The sequence below is a fragment of the uncultured Lactobacillus sp. genome, from assembly GCF_947367125.1.
GTDB lineage: Bacteria > Bacillota > Bacilli > Lactobacillales > Lactobacillaceae > Lactobacillus.
Map to the genome: position 1 here is coordinate 13922 of NZ_CANBCQ010000007.1, position 21512 is coordinate 35433.

Here is a 21512-nt window from a genome sequence, read left to right on the forward strand (position 1 = left end):
TAGGAAAATAAAAAAGCATCTCTAACAAAAGAGATGCTTTTAAAGATGTTGTAGAAATTATTGACGAACCTTAACGCCAGTTTCCTTGAAGGCCTTGTCCATAACCTTCTTTAATTGATCAGCTGAAGCCTTCATCAATTCTTTTTCGTGGTCGCTTAATGGCATTTCAATAACTTGTTCAAGACCCTTGCGTCCAACAACTGCTGGAGTACCGATGTGAAGGTCGTGTAAGCCGTATTCCCCATCCATTGGTACTGAAAGTGGAAGTACACGGTGTTCATCATCTAAAATAGCCTTAGCGATCATTGCTGAAGCAGTACCGATGCCGTAGAAAGTAGCACCCTTCTTGTTAATGATGTCGTAAGCCATGTTAGCAACTTCCTTGTGGATGTCTTCAAGCTTAGATTCATCCATACCGTGAGCCTTAACCCAGTCGCTAACCTTTACGCCACCAACATTGTTGTAGCTCCATGCTGGGAATTCAGTATCACCGTGTTCACCAAGCATGTAAGCATTAACTGAACGTGGGTCAACGTGTTCCATTTCACCGATAACCTTTTGAAGACGACCAGTATCAAGTGAAGTACCTGAACCGATAACACGATCCTTAGGGAAGCCTGACATCTTCCAAGTTGCGTGAGTTAAAATATCAACTGGGTTAGCAACAACTAAGAAAATACCTTCGAAGCCTGATTCAACAACTGGTTCAACGATTGATGATAAAATCTTCAAGTTCTTGTTAACAAGGTCAAGACGGGTTTCACCTGGCTTTTGTGGAGCACCAGCAGTAATAACTACTAAGTCTGCGTCCTTACAGTCAGAGTAATCAGCTGCATAGATATTCTTTGGTGAAGTCCAAGGGGTAGCATCAGCTAAGTCAATTGCGTCACCTTCAACGTGTTCCTTAGCGATATCAATAATACCCAATTCTTCAGCGATACCTTGTTGTACCATTGAAAATGCGAAGGTTGAACCTACAGCACCATCACCAACAAGAATAACTTTACGAGGTCTTTCATCTCTTGCCATAACAATAAGTCTCCTTTTATTCTAAGTTATAACTTTAACAAAAAAATTATACCATGTGACAAGCATTATTGAAATTAATATTTCTTGATTGTGCTAGAATAAGTGGGATTATGTAACGAGGAGTTAAAAAATGAAAATAATTGCAGGTTTAGGTAATCCAGGACAAAAATATGACAAAACAAAACATAATACAGGCTTCATGGTAATGGATCATTATTTGCATGAAAAGGGTTTGTCACTAGATAAGGATAAATTCGAAGGCCATTGGACCAAGCAAAAAATTAATGGTGAAGATGTAATTTTGCTTGAACCGCAAACTTTTATGAATGAGTCAGGCCGTTCAGTTAGTCAGATTGCTAACTTTTTTAAGGTTGATCCAGCGGATGTATTAATTATTCAAGATGATATGGATATGCCAATTGGTAAAATTAGAATTAGAGCTAATGGTAAATCCGGTGGACATAATGGAATTAAAAGCATCATTCGTGATTTGGGGACTGAAAAATTTAATCGTTTAAAGATTGGAATTCGTCACCCTAAGAATGCCACTGTTGTTTCATGGGTTTTAACGCCATTTAATGATGAACAACAAAAATTGATGGATGATGCATTTGCAACAAGTGTAGATATTATTGACGATTTTATCAATGATCATGATAGTCAATACTTAATGAATAAATATAATTAAAATGCGTTTAACAGAGATTTTAGATAAAGATCAAGATTTAAATAATTTTATTGCAAAAACAAAACAAGTAAAAAACTCACTAATCACTGGCGCTAATGCTGGTGCTTTTAGTCTACTGTTAAAACAAATTGTGACTAAATTAAAAGCACCGCTAGTCTTAATAGAAGAAAATGAAAATAAAGCGCAAACTTTGTATGGTGAACTTAATGCGATTATGGCAAATGATACGGTACAAATCTTTCCCGTAGATGCCACAATTGCGACTCAAACTGCAGTTAGTTCGCCCGATGAATTGAGTAGCCGGATTCAGGCACTCAATTTTTTATTGAGTGGTCAACCAGGAATAGTAGTTACGACACCGCAAGGATTGCAATATAAGCTCTCAAATCCAACCGATTTTGCGCAAGCCAGGCGTGATTTTGAGCCAGGTAAAGAATACGAATTAAAAGAACTTAATGAGTGGCTGATCGCTTCGGGATATCAACGTGATGCGCTAGTAGCGCGGCCTGGTGAATTCGCTATTCGTGGCGATATTTTAGATGTTTATCCACTCGATCGAGAAAATCCAGTGCGAATTGAGTTCTTTGGCGATGAAATAGATACGATTAAAGAATTCGACTTGGCTAGCCAACGCAGTCAAAAAGAATTGGATAAAGTAGAAATTGCAGCAGCACAAGATCGAGTATTTACTAAAGAAGCAATTGCCGCAGCAAGCAAAGCGATTGAACAGGATATGGCTGATGCACCAGCACCGGCTAAAGCAGTAAAAGATCATTTTACGGTAGTACTTGATGAATTAAATGCTGGTGGGCTGCCCAAAAACTATGCTTTTTTAATTGATTATTTGATAAAAAAGCCAAGCAGTTTATTGGAATATTTAGATAAAAATGGTCAGATTTTATTTGATGATTTACCTTTAATCAATCAAGCAATTGAGACAGTTGATAAGCAAAATGCAGCCTTTATTAGTGACGAATTAAAGACTGGTGCCATGTTGCCAGGGCAAAGTTTACGGTCAGATTTTGCTAAACTTTTGAGTAAAGATAAGCACCACCGAATTAATTTCTCACTATTTCAAAGAAGCATGGGACGGTTGCGCTTAGGTCAAATGTTTAATTGGTCAACGCGTGAACCAGAACAATTTTTCAGCCAAATGCCATTGATCAAATCGGAATTAGAATCTTATCAAAAGGCTGGACAAACCGTTATTTTGCAAGCCGATAGTGAAAAAAGAGCACGGCAAATTGATCAGACAATGGTTGATTTTGGCTTGAATTTGCCAATTGTTGGTGAAGATGAAATTGTTGAACAACGGGCGCAAATTGTAGTTGGCAATTTTGTCAGTGGTTTCAGTTTGCCAACGGTTAAGTTGGTTTATTTAACTGAACGTGAATTATTCAATAAGAGACCACAACGTAAAAAACGGATTAAAACATTAGAAAATGCCCAACGTTTGCGTAATTATACTGAGCTTAAGCCAGGTGATTATGTTGTTCACGTTAATCACGGAATTGGTCGTTTTGAAGGAATTAAAACTTTAGAAAATAATGGGACTAAACGTGACTATATCACTATCACTTATCAACATGGTGACCAGCTTTTTGTGCCAGCAGATCAATTAAGCTTGGTGCAAAAATACGTTGGCTCTGAAGGCAAGACACCACATATAAGTAAGCTTGGTGGTAGTGAATGGGCTAAAACTAAGCGGAAAGTTCAATCCAAGATTGAAGATATTGCCGATGATTTGATTGAACTTTATGCCAAACGTGAATCAGAAAATGGCTTTGCCTTTGCTCCAGATGATGATTTGCAAAAACAATTTGAAGATGCTTTTCCTTATCCAGAAACGCCAGATCAATTGCGGTCAGTTAAAGAAATTAAGCAGGATATGGAAAGCTCTAAGCCAATGGACCGGCTTTTGGTCGGGGATGTTGGCTTTGGTAAAACGGAAGTTGCTTTGCGTGCGGCTTTTAAGGCAATTCAGGATAATAAACAAGTGGCGTTTTTAGTACCGACTACAATTTTGGCCCAACAGCACTATGAAACTATTCAAGATCGCTTTAAGGATTTTCCAGTTAAGACGGCAATGCTTTCCCGTTTTCAAACTCCGGCTGAATCCAAAGAAATTATTGAAGGTTTGAAAGACGGTAAAATTGATTTAGTTGTTGGGACGCACCGAATTTTATCCCAGGATGTAAAATTCAAGGACTTAGGTCTCTTGATCGTAGATGAAGAGCAGCGTTTTGGAGTTAAGCATAAAGAAAAATTAAAGCAGTTAAAGGCTAATATTGATGTTTTAACGCTAACTGCGACACCAATTCCACGGACTTTGCATATGTCAATGATTGGGGTGCGTGATTTGTCAGTGATGGAGACGCCACCGCAAAATCGCTATCCGATTCAAACTTATGTCATGGAACAAATCCCGAGTGTAGTAAAAGCTGCGTGTTTACGAGAAATGCAACGTGATGGTCAGGTCTTTTATTTACATAATCGGATTGGGGATATTGATGAAACTGTAGAGAAATTGCAAGAACTAATGCCACAAGCGCGAATTGCTTCAGCTCATGGACGAATGAGTCAAAATCAATTAGAAGATATTCTGTACCGCTTTTTAAATCGTGAATTTGATATTTTGGTAACAACGACGATTATTGAAACAGGAATTGATATGCCTAATGTCAATACGATGATTATCGAAGATGCTGACCATTATGGCCTGAGTCAGCTATATCAATTGCGAGGCAGAATTGGTCGTAGTGCTCGCTTGGCTTATGCTTACTTTTTATATAAGCCAAATAAGGTATTAACTGAAGTTGGTGAAAAACGCCTTGATGCTATTCGTGACTTTACTGAATTAGGTTCTGGTTTTAAAATTGCGATGCGTGATTTGTCAATTCGTGGTGCCGGTAATATGTTGGGAGCACAACAACACGGCTTTATTGACAGTGTTGGTTATGATCTATACTCACAGATGCTAGCTGATGCAATTCAAGAGCGTAAAGGCAAGCGCACGATTAAAAAATCCAATGCTGAAATCGATTTGGGTCTTGAAGCTTATATTCCAGATTCATATATTGGTGATCAGGAAGAAAAAATTGAATTTTACAAAAAGATTAAAGCTGTTTCAAGTCAAGGAGAATTAGATAAAATTGAAGATGAACTAATTGATCGCTTTGGTGATTATCCGGCAGCGGTTGAAAACTTATTGGCTATTGCTGGCTTAAAGGTAGATGCTGATTTAGCGCAAGTACTCAATGTAGTTAAGACCGGCGATAAGATTAAAGTTGAATTTACTAATGCGGCTTCGCATGAATTGGAAGGGCCTAATATTTTTAAGGCGCTGGAACATGTTAGTTTGAAAGCACGCATTAGTATGAATCAAGAAAATAGAATGGTTGTTTTGTTGCTGTTGCCAGATAAAATGAAAAACCGCGTTTTGTTTAATGAATTGACGACATTTTTACAGGCAGCAAGCGACATTGTACAAAGATAACGAATAGGAAAGATTATGAGAATCGATAAATTTTTAAAGGTTTCACGTTTAGTGAAGAGAAGAACTGTAGCTAAAGAAATGGCCGATCAAGGTCGAATCAAGGTGAATGGACGCGTAGTTAAGTCCAGTTATGATGTGAAGATTGACGATATTATTGAAGTAGGATATGGCGCTAAGACGATTAAGGCTAAAGTGCTGAATATTCGTGAGACCACGAAAAAAGCGGAAGCAAGCGAGCTATACGAATTAGTTGATTAATGACTTTTAATTAGATCGTTGTTATACTTAACTTAGTATAGTTATTTATTAAATTAGGGGATTAAAAATGAATCATGGTCCACGTATCTATAATTCGTTGAGTCCAGAAGAGCAGAGGGCGCGTCTTAGACGTAAACAGGCTAGAAGAGAAAAAGAAGTACATCAAAAGCGGCTGAATGTAATTGTGGCAGTCTTTGCTATTATTTTCATTGCTTTGGGTGTACAAATTGCTATTAAAATTTCTCAAACTGGACGACTGAATAATCAAGTTCAAGCTGAAAAACAAGCTTTGACTAAAGTAAAAAGTAAAAGAGATAGCTTAGAAACTAAAAAGCAGGATTTGAAAGACCCTAACTATGTTGCTAAGCTAATTCGCTATAAATTTTATTATTCTAAATCAGATGAAAAGATTTATAACGTGCATGAAGGAAATGATGATAATTAATGAAAAAATATCAAGCCGGTAACCGGGTGACCGGAGTAATTAATAATATTACTGACTTGGGCATTTTTGTTACTTTGCCTAATCGGCATTCAGGATTAGTACATCATAGTGACTTTGGCAATAATTGGTTGCGTGAACGACGTCGGTATCATGTCGGCGATGAAGTTCGCGTAGTTGTGGTGCATATTCACAAGGGAAGATTTAACTTATCAATTACCCGCGTGAATGATCCAGACTTAGTTGACCATGATAATCAATTTTCCAAGACAAAGCCAGCTGAGTTTGATCAGGTTTTAAACCAAACAGCTCAGGATGCCAAAAAAGAAATTGAAAAGTTAAAGCAGGTATTAACTGAAAATTAGGGATGACCCGAAAGGGTCATTTTTTATTAGAAAAATAATGAAAATTACTGATTTTTTTAAACAGCATAAAATTGTTTTACAAAATAAAAGGTTATTAGTTGCTGCAAGTGCCGGGCCGGACTCAATGGCTTTGTTAGATATGCTGGTTAATTTGCAGCGTGAGTTTGGGTTCACTGTGTTTGCTGCGCATTTTGATCATCAATTGCGCAGCGATAGTTCAACTGAAACTGAAATATTGCAAAAATATTGTGCTCAAAATAAAGTTGAATTGTTTACTGGCAAATGGAACAAAGAAGAGCAGCCTCAGCTAGGGATTGAAGCGGCGGCTAGGGATGCTAGGTATCTTTTTTTAACTAATCTAGCTTATGCTAAGCAAATGGATTATTTATTAACGGCGCACCATGGGGATGATCTGTTAGAAAATATTTTGCTTAAATTGATTCGCTCAGGTAATCCTGAAGAAATGAACAGTTTGCAAAGCGTCGGAAAAATGCATGATATAACGCTCTTGCGGCCGCTTTTAGCCTATAGTAAGCAAGAATTAGTTGAATATGATCAAAAACACAGGATTAATTATGTAGTGGATTCGACTAATCAAGAAGATGAAACCATGCGCAATCGCTTGCGTCATCATGTGATTCCTTTACTAAAAAAGGAAAATAGCAATCTATTAATAAATGCTCTGCGTTTTAGCAAAAAAATGATCCAGCTAACAGAGTTGGTTAATGAACAAGTTGCAGATATAGGTCAAGTAGAGCCCTTTTTAGGTGCCTGGCGTGTAAAAACAGATAAGTTGATTAATTTATCTGCTACAGAAAAAAATATTTTTTGGCAAAAAATTATTTGGCAGAAATATCATCGTCGTGTAAATGAAAATCTAGGCACTTTTGCAGTGGTAGATTATCAAGGTTATAGTTATTTGTTAAAAAATAAACCAGAAAAAGCTATTCAGCCATTTAAGGTAGCCCTTGATCAACCATTTGCTTTTAAGGGGAAAAGCTATTTATTAACTACTGAAAGGCAGGCTACTTTAACAGAAGTAGGTAATTTTTGGCTTGAAAAAAATAGTAATTTTACTGCAGGAAGTTTAATTCCAGGGAAAAAATTAATATTAAAAAATGGCGAGCGCGTCAAAGCAAAAAAGAAATTTGCGGAAAATACAGTTCCTTTTGCTTTACGTTTACGCTGTATTGCAATTTATGCCGAAAATGAACCGGTTTTTGTGGAAAAATGTTATCAAAAACAAGATTTCATTCCAGCTGGCAAACGTTATTTTCTATATGTTTCTTAAGAAGTCTTCAAAATAGGTGAAAATGTTAGTGGTTGCAAGCTAATTTGTGATAGAATTTTAAACGTATAACTTAAAGACTTTGCGGAGGTTTTTTATGAAGAATAACCGGAATCGGCTGCTTTCAAACGGCCTTTTCTATATAGTTGTGTTCCTTCTGCTCCTATGGGGAATCAACTGGGCACTCGGCGGCTCTAACAATAGTGGTAGCTCAGAAAATATTAGTTACTCACAATTTGTTAAAGATTTGCGTCAAGGCAAAGTTAAAAACTTTAGTGTTCAACCTGCTAATGGTGTTTATACTGTTTCAGGTAGTTACAAGACTGCACAAACAACAAAGAATCAATCAAATAATAATTTTGATTTCTTTAGTAATAATTCAAGTAGAAAAGTTTCGCGCTTCTCTACTACCATGTTACAGAATGATTCTACCGTTTCTAACGTGCAAAACTTGGCACAAAAAAGTAATGCTCGGATGACAACTCAAGGAGAATCACAATCTGGCAATTGGATTTCGACCATTGTCATGCTTGTGCCAACCGTTTTATTTATTGTCATGCTTTGGATGATGATGAATCAAAGCGGTGCTGGACGTGGCGGTGGCGGCGGAATAATGAATTTTGGCCGCTCACACGTTAAGCCAGAAGATCCATCTAAGAATAAAGTTCGTTTCTCTGACGTAGCTGGTGAAGAAGAAGAAAAGCAAGAATTAGTAGAAGTAGTTGAGTTCTTGAAAGACCCATCGAAGTACACTAAGCTGGGTGCAAGAATCCCATCTGGTGTTTTACTTGAGGGTCCTCCTGGTACTGGTAAAACTTTACTTGCTCGTGCTGTAGCTGGTGAAGCTAACGTACCATTTTACTCAATTTCAGGTTCAGACTTTGTTGAAATGTTTGTTGGTGTTGGTGCTAGTCGTGTACGTGACTTGTTTAACAATGCCAAGAAGAATGCTCCAAGTATCATCTTTATCGATGAAATTGATGCCATTGGTCGTCGTCGTGGCAATGGCACTGGTGGTGGCAACGATGAGCGTGAACAGACTTTGAACCAATTGTTGGTTGAAATGGATGGTTTTGAAGGCGATGAAGGTGTTATCGTCATTGCTGCTACTAACCGTTCAGACGTATTGGACCCAGCCCTACTTCGTCCAGGTCGTTTTGACCGTAAGGTATTGGTTGGTCGTCCTGACGTTCGTGGTCGTGAAGCTATTTTGAAGGTTCACGCTAAAAACAAGCCACTTGCACCTGATGTTGATTTGAAGGAAGTTGCCCGTCAAACCCCTGGTTTTGTAGGTGCAGACTTAGCTAACGTTTTAAACGAAGCTGCCTTAGTTGCTGCTCGTCGTAATGGTACTGAAATTACTGCTTCAGATATTGATGAAGCTGAAGACCGTGTTATTGCCGGTCCAGCTAAGAAGGACCGGCTAATTTCTGATAAGGAAAGAAGAAGAGTTGCCTTCCACGAAGCTGGACACTCAATCTGTGGTTTGGTTTTAAGTGATTCACGTACTGTACGTAAGGTTACGATCGTGCCACGTGGTCGTGCTGGCGGTTACAACATTATGTTGCCTAAGGACGATCAATTCATCTTAACTAAGCAACAATTGTTTGAACAAATTGTTGGTTTAATGGGTGGTCGTGCCGGTGAAGAAGCGACAATTGGTGATAAGTCGACTGGTGCTTCTAACGACTTTGAACAAGCTACTCAAATTGCTCACAGCATGGTAGTTAACTATGGTATGACTGAATCTTTGGGGATGGTTGAGCTTGAAAAAGAAGGCGAAACTAACCCTTACGGCTTTAAGCCATATAGTGAAGCAACTTCAGCTAAGATTGATGAAGCTGTGAAGAAGATTTTGGATGAAGCTCATGCTAAGGCCCTTGAAATTGTTAAAGACAATAAGGAAAAGCATAGAATCATCGCTGAAGCTTTGCTTAAGTATGAAACTTTGAACGAAAAGCAAATTATGGCCTTGTACAAGACTGGTAAGATGCCTGAAAAAGACGAGGATGAATATCCAAGTGAATCAAAGGCTTCAACTTATGAAGAAGCGAAGGCTGCTGCGGAAAAACGTGAAGTTGAAAAAGCAGAAAAGAAAGATTCAGCACATACATTAGCTGAACAAGAAAAAGATGCTTTAGAAACTCCATCAGAAAAGAATCATGAAGTTGAAGAAAATAACCCTGAAAATCCTGAAAAGGATCAAGCAGAAAACTCTTCAACTCCTGAAGCTCCTGCTGCAGATGATGAGCATAAAGATAATTAAATGAAATAGGGCCTGTCATGGGCTCTATTTTTTTAGGAAAGAAGGATAAAAAATGAGTGATTATTTAGTAAAATCGATTGATAAAACTAAAAACTTACGTTTACTAACAATTACTGCTAAGGATGTAGTAAGTGAAGCTCAAAAGCGTCATGACTTGTGGTCTGCTTCAGCTGCTGTACTTGGTCGAACTTTGGTAGGATCACTTTTGCTCGCTGGAGCTGAATTGACTGATAAGGAAGAATTGACGGTACGTTTATTAGGTAATGGTCCGGTAGGTCCAACAATTGTAACGGCCACTTCTGATTTAAAGGTAAAGGGCTATGTTAAGAATCCTCATATTGCTTTGCCACCTAAGAAAAATGGTCACATTGATGTGAAAAAAGCTGTCGGTCAAGGTTGGCTAGAAGTAACCAAAGACCTTGGCTTAAAAGAACCATATACTGGTCAAGTGCCAATCGTTTCTGGTGAAATTGCAGAAGATTTTGCCTACTATCTAACCAAGTCAGAACAAATTCCTTCAGCTGTTGGTTTATCAGTGTTCGTTAACCCTAATAATTCAATTGGTGAAGCAGGTGGCTTTATGTTGCAAGCCTTGCCAGGTGCTAGTGATGCTTTAATTACTGAAACAATTAAGCGCATCAAAGAATTGCCAGCATTGTCTACTTCATTTTTAGATGGGATGACGCCAGAAGATTTGGCACGCAAGATTTTAGGCACTGATTGTAAGATTCTAGAAAAAGATGATGTGGCCTTTAGTTGTGATTGCTCAAAAGAAAAGTATGCAGGAATTCTTGAAACTTTGAAGAGTGATCAATTGAAGGCAATGATCGATGAAGATCATGGGGCTGAACTTACTTGCAATTTCTGTGGCAACAAGTATCATTATTCAGAAGATGAATTAAAAGATATCTTAGCTAAAAAGAACAAAGATAAAGATTATTAAGACAAATAGAGTCCTAAGGTTTTAACCCGCGGGGCTTTTTTGATATTATAGTAAGGTATTTTGAAAGGATGATTTGGTGAATAACAGCTGGAAAATTCGCGATATCACCATTCCAAACCGAGTTGTTGTTGCGCCGATGGCGGGAGTTTCAAACTCTGCATTCCGCGTTGTCTGTAAGGAATTCGGAGCTGGGCTGGTTGTCTGCGAAATGATTTCTGATCATGGAATCATTTATGGAAATAAAAAGACTTTAAGCATGATGGATGTCGATCCGCGTGAACACCCAATGAGCATTCAAATTTTTGGTGGTAGCGAGGAGACTTTGTTGCAAGCTGCTCAATATATCGATCAACATACTGATGCGGATATTATTGATATCAATATGGGTTGTCCTGTTCCTAAGGTAACTAAGACCGATGCAGGTTCTAAGTGGTTGCTTGATTCAAACAAGATTTATCAAATGGTTCATGCAGTGGTCCAAAATGTGCAAAAGCCAGTTTCTGTTAAAATGAGAACAGGCTGGGATAAAAAGCATGTTTTTGCAGTTGAAAATGCCTTGGCCGCTCAAGAAGCAGGAGCAAGCATGATTGCAATGCATGGTCGAACCCGTAAGCAAATGTATCAAGGTGAAGCTGACTGGGAAATATTGCATGATGTAGCGCAAGTTTTAGATGTACCTTTTGTAGCTAATGGCGATATTAGAACGCCAGAATTAGCTAAAAAAGCACTAGATGAGATTGGCTGTACGGCGGTAATGGTTGGTCGCGCTGCTTTAGGTAACCCTTGGATTTTGAAAGATATGGTACACTATCTGGAAACTGGTGAAAAATTGAAGCCGCAAACTGTTCGTGAGAAGGTTGAAACGGCTAAACATCAGCTTCACGCACTTGTTAAAATTCACGGTGAAAAGCGTGCTGTACCAGAATTTCGTCAGCAAGCCGCGTATTATTTAAAGGGAATTCCCCGTTCGGCCCGTACTCGTGCTAAAATAAATGAGGTCTGGACGCGTCAAGAAGTATATGATTTGCTTGATAATTTTGTTGACGAGTATGAAAAAAGAGAAGAAGCTCGTGCTGCACGACGCGCGACAATGAACAAATAAATGGAGGAAAAGTAAATTGGCAAAGAATGAAATGAATGACCAATTAATAGTTCGTCGCCAGAAGATGGAAGAATTACGTGAAAACGGAATTGAACCATTTGGTCAAAGAAAATTTGATCGTCAAGATTTGGCAAGTACTTTAGAAGAAAAGTATGGCAACGAAGATAAAGAAGAATTAAACGCTGATATGCCTAAGACCAAGATTGCAGGTCGTATGCTTGCAAAGCGTGGTAAGGGTAAGGTTGGTTTTGCTGATCTTTACGACCGTACTGGTAAGATTCAAATCTATGTACGTAAGGATATTGTCGGTGAAGACAACTACAAGATCTTTAAGAAGTCTGATATTGGTGACTTTTTAGGTATCGATGGCGAAGTAATGAAGACTGATACTGGTGAGTTGACTATTCGTGCTACTCATGTAACCTTCTTATCAAAGGCTCTTCGTCCATTACCAGATAAGTACCACGGCTTAAAGGATGTTGAAGCAATTTACCGCCAACGTTACCTTGACTTGATCACCAACCGTGATAGTTACATGCGTTTTGTTCACCGTACTCAAATTATTCAAGCAATCCGTGACTACTTGAACAAGCAACACTTCTTGGAAGTTGAAACTCCAGTACTTCACAATATTCCAGGTGGTGCTGAAGCTCGTCCATTTATTACCCACCACAATGCTTTGGATATTGACCTTTACATGAGAATTGCTTTGGAACTTCCTTTGAAGCGTTTGATTGTTGGTGATATGGAACGTGTTTACGAAATCGGTCGTGTATTCAGAAATGAAGGTTTGGATACTCACCACAACCCAGAATTTACTGAACTTGAAAGTTATGCTGCATACTGGGACTTCCATGATGTAATGGATGAAGCAGAAGGCATTATTCGTGCTGCTGCTAAGGTCGTTTCAGATGACGGCAAGATTACCTACCAAGGTACTGACATTGACTTAGCCAAGCCATTCCGTCGTGTTCACATGGTTGATTTGATCAAGGAAAAGACTGGCGTTGACTTCTGGAAGCCAATGACTCTTGAAGAAGCAACTAAGATTGCTGAAGATCACGATATCCATGTTGAAAAATTCTGGAAGGTTGGTCACATCATTAATGCCTTCTTTGAAAAGTATTGTGAAGAAACTATTGTTGACCCAACATTTGTCTACGGTCACCCAGTAGAAATTTCACCACTTGCTAAGAAGAATGCCGACGATCCACGCTTTACTGACCGTTTCGAGATCTATATCATGGGTGAAGAATACGGTAACGCCTTCTCAGAATTAAACGATCCTGATGATCAACGTGCTCGTTTTGAAGCTCAAATGGAAGAACGTGAAGCAGGTAACGACGAAGCTGATATGATCGATGAAGATTACCTTCGTGCTATGGAATACGGTATGCCACCTACAGGCGGCTTGGGTATCGGTATTGACCGTTTGGTAATGCTTTTGACTGATGCTCCAGCTATTCGTGATGTTTTGCTCTTCCCAACAATGCGTCCTGAACGTGTTGAAAGTGTAGAAGCAGAAGTTAAGGCTGACATGAAAAAGAAGAATAAAGAAAATAAGTAATTTGATTTAAGATTAAGTCTTATATCTGTGTTTAAACACGGATGTGAGGCTTTTTTATTTTTTTAAAAAAACTATTGCAATATATTAAAGACCTGCTATAATTATATTTGTTGTCGCGGAAGTAGTTCAGTGGTAGAACATCACCTTGCCATGGTGGGGGTCGCGGGTTCGAATCCCGTCTTCCGCTCTAAGATAGAGGCTCACAATTGTGAGCCTTTTTATTTTTATAAAATCTAAAGTTTTAGCGTATAACGGTTCAGCAATTCTTTATTGAATTTTGCTGAACCGTTTTTTTGTTTGAAAGAAAGGTAGATTATGAAGAAAGGCTATATACAATTACCACACAATATTCATGAAACTATGATTTTTATGGGAATTGTTTCAATCGCTTCAGTAAATATTATTGCACCACTAATTTCAATGTTTGAAACAAGTTTTAGCTGGCATAATTATTTAATGACATTATCAATTATTCCGTTCATGTGGATTGCGGTAATTATAATCGTTTTATTGGCACAAAAGCCTGCAGCGATTTTAAAAAATCAGTTTGTTGATAAATATGATAGTTTTGGTGCACAAATTACTATTGATATTCTGTGCAATGTAATTATTATTTCCGCATTAATGACTATTATTGGAACTTGGATTGGTCAACGTCAAATTTCGCTGGCTCCTTTTTATACTTATTTCAATAATTGACCAAAAAATTTAGGAATAGCATTTGCTGTTGAGGCTTTAATTGCGCAACCGATTGCGCGTAAAATATTGTTGTTTAAGCACATTCATGTAGCCAATTAATGTGAATTGATATTTAGCAATGGCTAATTATAGTGAAAATCAATTTTTTTAAAAAAAGGTATTGCAAAGTGAAATAGGTTTGCTATAATAATAACTGTTGTTGCGGAAGTAGTTCAGTGGTAGAACATCACCTTGCCATGGTGGGGGTCGCGGGTTCGAATCCCGTCTTCCGCTCCAAGATTGAAGGCTCACCGAATGGTGAGTCTTTTTTATTCGGGAAATGGCTCAGTTTGGTAGAGCGCTGCGTTCGGGACGCAGAGGTCGCAAGTTCAAATCTTGTTTTCCCGATATTCAAGCTATCCGTTTGGGTAGCTTTTTTCTTTTTGTTATAATGTCTTTTAAAACTTAAAGGGAGATTAAAATGGCAGCAGCTACTAAAGAAGAATATCAAATGCTAGTGGAGCAGGCTAAGGCGTTAGTTGCAGATGAGGATGATTGGATTGCTAATACAGCTAATTTATCTGCTCTTTTGTTTAATACATTGAATCAGGTTAATTTTGCAGGTGTTTATCGCTATGAAAATGGTGAATTGATTTTAGGACCATTTCAAGGGATGCCGGCATGTGTTCATATTCAAATGGGAAAAGGCGTTTGTGGAACTGCAGCTCAAACAGAGCAAACTCAGATTGTTGAAAATGTGCATGAATTTGCTGGTCATATCGCTTGCGACAGTGCTTCAAATTCTGAAATTGTGCTTCCAATCTTTAAACAGGAAAAGCTTTGGGGCGTTTTTGACTTTGATTCAACTAAGTTAGCTAATTTTGACGAAATTGATAAAAAGTATTTAACTGAAATTGCAAAAGTGATTTTTGCTTAATTGGATGATTTTGAACATAATAAAATTGAAAAGTAATCAAAATATTTTACTTACTGACAAAATAAAAGTAAAATACCATAACGTATTTTAAAGGGTGGTGTGTGTATGGAAAATTCATATAGTAAGAGTGTTAATCAAGTATTGAAAATTGCACGTGAACAAGCACAAAATTTTCATCACCGCTTGATTGGCACAGAGCATGTTCTATTAGCTTTAGTAATTGAAACTGATGGTGAAGCAGGCAAAATTTTACGCTCATGGGGCTTAACACCTACTGCAGTGCGCGAAGAAATTGAACGCTATACAGGGTATGGCTCAGCGCCTAAGACAAGCTACATGGAAATGTCACCACGCTTAAGTTTAGCCTTAGATTACGCTAAAAGACGTGCTAATGATGATGGGGTTAAAGAAATTAACACCAATCATGTTTTATTAGGAATTACTGCTAGTGAACAAGTTTTATCAGCAATGATTTTGAAAAACTTAAATGTTGATATTCCACGTTTGCAACAGGATATTGAAGACAGTTTGGATCAAGACCAAGACTTTGGTGATTCAGCTAACTGGTTGGGTGACAATAATACCAATAATGGTCAAAAGAAGCGGAAGAGTAGTACTACGCCAAATCTTGATAAAGTAGCAGTTAACTTGAATCAGCGAGTACGTAATGGTGAAATTGATCCTGTAATTGGACGCGATGAAGAGGTTAAGCGTGTAATTCAAATTTTGTCACGGCGAACCAAGAATAATCCAATGTTGGTTGGTGAACCAGGGGTAGGTAAGACTGCTGTTGCGGAAGCAATTGCAACTGAAATTGTCAATAAAAAAGTACCTCAAGATATGCTGAAAAAGCGTGTCATGTCTTTAAACTTGGGTAGCTTAGTTGCTGGGACAAAGTACCGTGGTGAATTTGAAGATCGAATGAAAAAGATTTTAAATGAAGTCACTAAAGACGGTAACGTTATTCTCTTTGTGGACGAAATGCATACTTTGATTGGCGCTGGTGGTGCTGAAGGCGCAATTGATGCTTCTAATATTTTAAAGCCATCACTTGCTCGTGGTGATATTCAAATGATTGGGGCAACTACCTTTAATGAATATCAAAAGTATATTGAAAAAGATCAAGCTTTGGCCCGCCGTTTCCAACAGGTTCGTTTAAATGAGCCTTCAAGAGAAGACGCTTTGGCAATCATGCGTGGCTTAAAGTCAAAATATGAAAAGTTCCACCATGTAACTATTGCTGATGAAAGTCTAGAGGATGCCGTCGATTTGTCAATGCGTTACATTTCTGACCGCTTTTTACCAGATAAGGCAATTGACTTAGTCGATGAAGCTGGTGCCGCTGTTAAGATTCGCAATAATGTTGGCAATGATGCTAAGCTGGAAAAGATTAATGAGCAGATAAAGGAAATTATTGCGCAAAAGAATGAAGCTGCCGCTAGTCAAAATTTTGTTAAGGCTGCTCAATTGCAAGATCAACAAAATAATCTGCAAATGCAACGCGAAGCAATGGTTGAAAAACTTGAGGATAAGGTTAGCGCTAAAGCAGTAGTTGAACCTGAAGATATTGCTAAAGTTGTCTCTGAATGGACTGGTGTGCCAGTTACTCAGATGAAGCGCAATGAATCACGTCAATTGGCTAACTTGGAAAAGATTTTGCACCAACGTGTTATTGGACAAGATAAAGCTGTTTCAGCGGTTGCTCGGGCAATTCGTCGTAGCAGAAGTGGAATTAAAGATGAACGTCGGCCGATTGGATCCTTCTTATTCTTAGGACCAACCGGTGTTGGGAAGACAGAACTAGCTAAGTCAGTTGCAGCGGCAATGTTTGGCTCAGAAGATAATTTGATTAGGTTGGATATGTCTGAATACATGGATCAAATTGCTTCAAGCAAGTTGATCGGTTCAGCACCTGGATATGTTGGCTATGAAGAAGGCGGACAACTATCTGAAAAGGTACGTCGTCACCCATATTCAGTTGTTTTACTAGACGAAGTAGAAAAAGCACATCCAGATGTCTTTAATTTGCTTTTGCAGGTTTTAGATGAAGGATTTTTGACTGACTCCAAAGGTAGAAAAGTCGACTTTAGAAATACAATTATAATCATGACTTCTAATTTAGGTTCTCGTTCGCTCTTTGATAATAAGGCAGTCGGCTTCAATGCAGATAATGCAGATCCAGCTAAGGCAAGGTCAGCTAAAGTGGAACAAGCAATCAAACAATTCTTCCGTCCAGAATTTTTGAACCGAATTGATGAAACTATCATCTTCGATGAATTGGATAAGAAGCAATTACGCAATATTGTAACCTTGTTAACGCACAAGTTAGTTGTTCGTTTGCAAAAGAAGGGTATTGAATTAAAGCTGTCACGTGCAGCATTAGATCAAATTGTACGTGATGGTTATGATCCAGAAAATGGTGCTCGACCACTTAGAAGAGCAATTCAAAATGATATTGAAGATAAAATTGCAGAAATGCTGATTACTGGTGAAGTCAAGCAAGGTGATACCTTGAAAATTGGTAGTCAACATGGTCACTTAAAATTCGAAGTAGTAAATGCTAAAAAAGCAACCATGAAAAGTTAAGTGATGTCAAGTGTTAGTCTTGACAAAATGCCTAAAATAACTTATAATTTTTGCTGATTTAAAAAGACTGAGATTCAGGATTTTGCTGATCTATTGTCCAGCAAAATGATAAAGGACAAAAACGACAATTGTTGTTTTTGTCTTTTTTATGCCTAAAATTGCAGTTTTTTGAATTTGTAACAGAAATGTAATATTTGCTTTCTTAGACAGAAAGGATGTTTTTCCTTGTTAAATGGACACGTAGTGAACTACGGTAAACATCGAACTAGACGTAGCTTCTCCCGCATTAAGGAAGTATTGAAGCTGCCTAACTTAACTGATGTTCAAACCGAATCATATAAGTGGTTTCTTGATAAAGGCATTAAAGAAGTCTTTGACGACATTATGCCAATTAGTGATTTCTCAGGTAAGCTTTCATTAGAGTATGTTGGCTATAAATTGCAAAAGCCTAAGTATACCGTTGATGAAGCTCGTAATCATGATGCAACTTATGCTGCACCAATGCACGTTACCTTGAAGCTTACTAACCAAGAAACTGGTGAAATTAAGACTCAAGATGTTTTCTTTGGCGATTTGCCATTAATGACCGAATCAGGTTCATTTATTGTTAACGGTGCTGAAAGAGTTATCGTTTCACAATTGGTAAGATCACCAGGTGTATATTACACTGGCGACTATGACAAGAATGGTCGTCAAATCTTTGGTACTACTGTTATTCCTAACCGTGGTGCTTGGCTTGAATATGAAACTGATGCTAAGAACGTTTCATTTGTTCGTGTAGACCGTACTCGTAAATTGCCTCTTACTGTATTGATTAGAGCAATGGGGATCGGCTCTGACAGCGACATTATTGATATGTTTGGTCAAAGTGATACTTTGCAATTTACTTTGGACAAAGATGTTCATAAGAACCCAGCTGACTCACGTGTAGCTGAAGCTTTGAAGGATATCTATGAAAGACTTCGTCCAGGTGAACCAAAGACTACTGATTCTTCACGTTCACTTTTGTATGCCCGTTTCTTTGATCCACGTCGCTACGACTTAGCACCTGTAGGTCGTTACAAGATCAACAAGAAGCTTTCACTTAAGAATCGTTTATATGGTCAAACTTTAGCTGAAACTTTGGCTGATCCAGATACTGGTGAAATCGTTGCTAAGAAGGGTACTGTAGTTACTCACGAAGTAATGGATAAATTAGCTCCATACCTTGATCGTGATGACTTCAAGATGGTAACTTACCAACCTTCAAAAGAAGGCGTATTACCAGATCCAATTACAGTTCAAGAAATTAAAGTTTACTCAAAGGTTGATCCTGAACGTGAAGTTAAATTAATGTCAAATGGTCATATTGATGCTAAAGTTAAGCATTTGACTCCAGCAGATGTTTTAGCTTCAATTAATTACTTCTTTGCATTGCAAGATAAGATCGGTACTACTGACGATATTGACCACTTGGGTAACCGTCGTATTCGTCGTGTTGGTGAACTTCTTCAAAATCAATTTAGAATTGGTTTGGCACGTATGGAACGTGTTGTTCGTGAAAGAATGTCAATCCAAGATCCTTCAACAGTTACTCCACAACAATTGATTAACATCCGTCCAATTGTTGCAAGTATCAAGGAATTCTTTGGTTCATCACAACTTTCACAGTTTATGGATCAACACAACCCATTGGGTGAATTGACTCACAAGCGTCGTATGTCAGCCTTAGGGCCTGGTGGTTTGACTCGTGATCGTGCTGGTTATGAAGTTCGTGATGTTCACTATACTCACTATGGTCGTTTATGTCCTATCGAAACGCCAGAAGGTCCTAACATTGGTTTGATCAACTCACTTGCTTCATACGCAATCATCAATAAGTATGGTTTCATTGAAACTCCATACCGTCGTGTTGATTGGAATACTCACAAGGTTACTGATAAGATCGACTACTTGACTGCTGATGAAGAAGATAACTACATCATTGCTGGTGCTAACACTCCATTAAATGATGATGGTTCATTCAAAGAAAACATTATTTTAGCTCGTCAAAAGGAAGATAACGTCGAAGTTTCTCCAGATAAGATTGACTACATGGACGTTATTCCTAAGCAGGTTGTTTCTGTCGCTTCAGCATGTATCCCATTCCTTGAAAACGATGACTCTAACCGTGCTTTGATGGGTGCCAACCAGCAACGTCAGGCTGCTCCATTAATCAACCCACATGGTTCACTTGTTGGTACTGGTATGGAATATCGTGCAGCCCACGACTCAGGTGCCGCTTTAATTGCTAAAGCTGCTGGTGTGGTTGAATACGTTGATGCTAATGAAATCCGTATTAGACGTGAAGATGGCACTTTAGACAAGTACACTCTTGAAAAGTACCGTCGTTCAAACAACTCTAAGTCATACAACCAAACTCCTAATGTTAAGTTAGGTGATCAAGTTGATAAGAGTGATGTTATTGCCAATGGTCCAACTATGGATCATGGTGAACTTGCTTTGGGACAAAACCCATTGATCGCTTTCATGACTTGGAACATGTATAACTATGAAGATGCCATCATGCTTTCAGAACGTTTGGTTAAGGATGATGTGTACACTTCAATTAGTATTGAAGACTATGAATCAGAAGCTCGTGATACTAAGCTTGGTCCAGAAGAAATTACTAGAGAACTTCCTAACATTGGTGAAGATGCCTTAAAGGATCTTGATGCCGATGGTATTGTTCGTATTGGTGCAGAAGTTCACGATGGCGACATTTTAGTAGGTAAGGTAACCCCTAAGGGTGTAACTGAATTATCTGCTGAAGAAAGATTGCTTCACGCTATCTTTGGTGAAAAGGCTCGTGAAGTTCGTGATACTTCACTTCGTGTACCACACGGCGGTGGCGGTATTGTTCAAGACGTTAAGGTTTATACTCGTGAAGCCGGCGATGAACTTTCTCCAGGTGTTAACACTATGGTTCGGGTATACATCGCACAAAAGAGAAAGATTCAAGTTGGGGACAAGATGTCTGGTCGTCACGGTAACAAGGGTACTGTAGCTGCTGTTGTTCCAGAAGAAGACATGCCATACTTACCAGATGGTACGCCAGTAGATATTTGTTTGAACCCAATGGGTGTTCCATCACGTATGAACATCGGACAGCTTCTTGAATTGCACTTAGGTGCAGCTGCTCGTCAATTAGGTATTCACGTGGCAACTCCAGTATTCGATGGTGCCAACGAAAATGATGTTTGGGATACAGTTCGTCAAGCTGGTGTTGATAAAGACGGTAAGACAGTTATTTATGATGGTCGTACCGGTGAACCTTTCCATAACCGTGTATCTGTAGGTGTCATGCACTACTTGAAACTTACTCACATGGTTGATGATAAGATCCACGCTCGTTCAATTGGGCCTTACTCATTGGTTACTCAACAACCACTTGGTGGTAAAGCACAATTTGGTGGTCAGCGTTTCGGTGAAATGGAAGTTTGGGCCCTTGAAGCTTATGGTGCTGCTTACACATTGCAAGAAATTTTGACTTACAAGTCAGATGACGTTGTCGGTCGTGTAAAGGCATATGAAGCTATTGTTAAGGGTGAAAAGATTCCTAAGCCGGGTGTTCCAGAATCATTCCGTGTTCTTGTTAAGGAACTTCAATCATTAGGTTTGGATATTCGTGTTCTTGATATGAACCACAATGAAATTGAACTTCGCGATATGGATGAAGACTCAAGCGAACATTTGAACATTGATACTTTGTCACGGATGGCAGAAGAGCAAGAAAAGAAGAAGTTAGCCGAGGAAACTGGAAAATCAGAAGATAAAGATAGTAAAGAAGATGCAGATAAGCTAGTAGCTCCTGCAGATGAGTCTGACGATAAAGTTTCTAAATAGTAG

General features: G+C 38.5%; 15 protein-coding genes and 3 tRNA genes. 17 read left to right on the forward strand and 1 reads right to left on the reverse strand.

Going from position 1 to position 21512, the window contains the following annotated elements:
- Positions 1-57: 57 nt before the first annotated feature.
- Positions 58-1029, reverse strand: a complete 972-nt coding sequence (locus Q0Y84_RS03140) for an L-lactate dehydrogenase (RefSeq protein WP_297950741.1) — start codon at positions 1027-1029, stop codon at positions 58-60.
- Positions 1030-1159: 130 nt separating this feature from the next.
- Here Q0Y84_RS03140 and pth point away from each other — a divergent pair, with 130 nt between their 5' ends.
- From pth to Q0Y84_RS03225, 17 genes are all read left to right on the forward strand, one after another.
- Positions 1160-1717 (forward strand): aminoacyl-tRNA hydrolase, encoded by a 558-nt coding sequence (gene pth / locus Q0Y84_RS03145; protein WP_297950744.1) that lies wholly within the window; start codon positions 1160-1162, stop codon positions 1715-1717.
- A gap of 1 nt (position 1718) precedes the next feature.
- Complete coding sequence (gene mfd / locus Q0Y84_RS03150) at positions 1719-5213, forward strand: transcription-repair coupling factor (protein WP_297950746.1); 3495 nt, start codon at positions 1719-1721, stop codon at positions 5211-5213.
- A 15-nt stretch (positions 5214-5228) separates the two neighbouring features.
- A complete protein-coding gene (locus tag Q0Y84_RS03155; RefSeq protein WP_005721105.1) occupies positions 5229-5471 on the forward strand; it encodes an RNA-binding S4 domain-containing protein in 243 nt (80 codons plus the stop codon).
- A 67-nt stretch (positions 5472-5538) separates the two neighbouring features.
- Positions 5539-5916, forward strand: a complete 378-nt coding sequence (locus Q0Y84_RS03160) for a septum formation initiator family protein (protein WP_297950749.1) — start codon at positions 5539-5541, stop codon at positions 5914-5916.
- Positions 5916-6278, forward strand: coding sequence for a S1 RNA-binding domain-containing protein (locus Q0Y84_RS03165; RefSeq protein WP_297950751.1), 363 nt, complete (start codon positions 5916-5918; stop codon positions 6276-6278). The genes Q0Y84_RS03160 and Q0Y84_RS03165 overlap by 1 nt, the downstream gene beginning before the upstream one ends.
- Before the next feature lie 37 nt (positions 6279-6315).
- Complete coding sequence (gene tilS / locus Q0Y84_RS03170; protein ID WP_297950753.1) at positions 6316-7569, forward strand: tRNA lysidine(34) synthetase TilS; 1254 nt, start codon at positions 6316-6318, stop codon at positions 7567-7569.
- A gap of 94 nt (positions 7570-7663) precedes the next feature.
- Positions 7664-9832 carry an ATP-dependent zinc metalloprotease FtsH gene (gene ftsH, locus Q0Y84_RS03175; protein WP_297950755.1) on the forward strand — a complete coding sequence of 723 codons (2169 nt, stop codon included), beginning with the start codon at positions 7664-7666 and terminating at the stop codon, positions 9830-9832.
- A gap of 52 nt (positions 9833-9884) precedes the next feature.
- Positions 9885-10775, forward strand: coding sequence for an Hsp33 family molecular chaperone HslO (gene hslO / locus Q0Y84_RS03180; protein WP_297950757.1), 891 nt, complete (start codon positions 9885-9887; stop codon positions 10773-10775).
- Between the two features lie 76 nt (positions 10776-10851).
- Positions 10852-11877, forward strand: coding sequence for a tRNA dihydrouridine synthase DusB (gene dusB, locus Q0Y84_RS03185; RefSeq protein WP_297950759.1), 1026 nt, complete (start codon positions 10852-10854; stop codon positions 11875-11877).
- A 16-nt stretch (positions 11878-11893) separates the two neighbouring features.
- Positions 11894-13444 carry a lysine--tRNA ligase gene (lysS, locus tag Q0Y84_RS03190; protein WP_297950761.1) on the forward strand — a complete coding sequence of 517 codons (1551 nt, stop codon included), beginning with the start codon at positions 11894-11896 and terminating at the stop codon, positions 13442-13444.
- Between the two features lie 115 nt (positions 13445-13559).
- Positions 13560-13631, forward strand: a tRNA-Gly gene (locus Q0Y84_RS03195).
- Positions 13632-13759: 128 nt separating this feature from the next.
- Positions 13760-14143: a hypothetical protein gene (locus Q0Y84_RS03200; protein ID WP_297950763.1), complete on the forward strand. Its 384-nt coding sequence runs from the start codon at positions 13760-13762 to the stop codon at positions 14141-14143.
- 201 nt (positions 14144-14344) lie between these two features.
- Positions 14345-14419: transfer RNA gene (locus Q0Y84_RS03205), tRNA-Gly, on the forward strand.
- A gap of 37 nt (positions 14420-14456) precedes the next feature.
- Positions 14457-14530, forward strand: a tRNA-Pro gene (locus tag Q0Y84_RS03210).
- 73 nt (positions 14531-14603) lie between these two features.
- The gene (locus tag Q0Y84_RS03215) at positions 14604-15059 is read left to right on the forward strand and encodes a GAF domain-containing protein (RefSeq protein WP_151495094.1); all 456 of its coding nucleotides are present in this window, start codon (positions 14604-14606) and stop codon (positions 15057-15059) included.
- A gap of 105 nt (positions 15060-15164) precedes the next feature.
- Positions 15165-17645: an ATP-dependent Clp protease ATP-binding subunit gene (locus tag Q0Y84_RS03220; RefSeq protein WP_297950768.1), complete on the forward strand. Its 2481-nt coding sequence runs from the start codon at positions 15165-15167 to the stop codon at positions 17643-17645.
- Positions 17646-17870: 225 nt separating this feature from the next.
- Positions 17871-21509, forward strand: a complete 3639-nt coding sequence (locus Q0Y84_RS03225; protein WP_297950770.1) for a DNA-directed RNA polymerase subunit beta — start codon at positions 17871-17873, stop codon at positions 21507-21509.
- Positions 21510-21512 lie beyond the last annotated feature (3 nt).

What these genes read in the sequence shown, in the direction of transcription:
- Q0Y84_RS03160 (WP_297950749.1), top strand. Translation starts at nt 5,539, where the DNA reads ATGAATCATGGTCCACGTATCTATAATTCGTTGAGTCCAGAAGAGCAG.
- Q0Y84_RS03140 (WP_297950741.1), bottom strand. Translation starts at nt 1,029, where the DNA reads ATGGCAAGAGATGAAAGACCTCGTAAAGTTATTCTTGTTGGTGATGGT.
- Q0Y84_RS03220 (WP_297950768.1), top strand. Translation starts at nt 15,165, where the DNA reads ATGGAAAATTCATATAGTAAGAGTGTTAATCAAGTATTGAAAATTGCA.
- pth (WP_297950744.1), top strand. Translation starts at nt 1,160, where the DNA reads ATGAAAATAATTGCAGGTTTAGGTAATCCAGGACAAAAATATGACAAA.
- tilS (WP_297950753.1), top strand. Translation starts at nt 6,316, where the DNA reads ATGAAAATTACTGATTTTTTTAAACAGCATAAAATTGTTTTACAAAAT.
- mfd (WP_297950746.1), top strand. Translation starts at nt 1,719, where the DNA reads ATGCGTTTAACAGAGATTTTAGATAAAGATCAAGATTTAAATAATTTT.
- Q0Y84_RS03200 (WP_297950763.1), top strand. Translation starts at nt 13,760, where the DNA reads ATGAAGAAAGGCTATATACAATTACCACACAATATTCATGAAACTATG.
- Q0Y84_RS03215 (WP_151495094.1), top strand. Translation starts at nt 14,604, where the DNA reads ATGGCAGCAGCTACTAAAGAAGAATATCAAATGCTAGTGGAGCAGGCT.
- Q0Y84_RS03165 (WP_297950751.1), top strand. Translation starts at nt 5,916, where the DNA reads ATGAAAAAATATCAAGCCGGTAACCGGGTGACCGGAGTAATTAATAAT.
- Q0Y84_RS03155 (WP_005721105.1), top strand. Translation starts at nt 5,229, where the DNA reads ATGAGAATCGATAAATTTTTAAAGGTTTCACGTTTAGTGAAGAGAAGA.
- ftsH (WP_297950755.1), top strand. Translation starts at nt 7,664, where the DNA reads ATGAAGAATAACCGGAATCGGCTGCTTTCAAACGGCCTTTTCTATATA.
- hslO (WP_297950757.1), top strand. Translation starts at nt 9,885, where the DNA reads ATGAGTGATTATTTAGTAAAATCGATTGATAAAACTAAAAACTTACGT.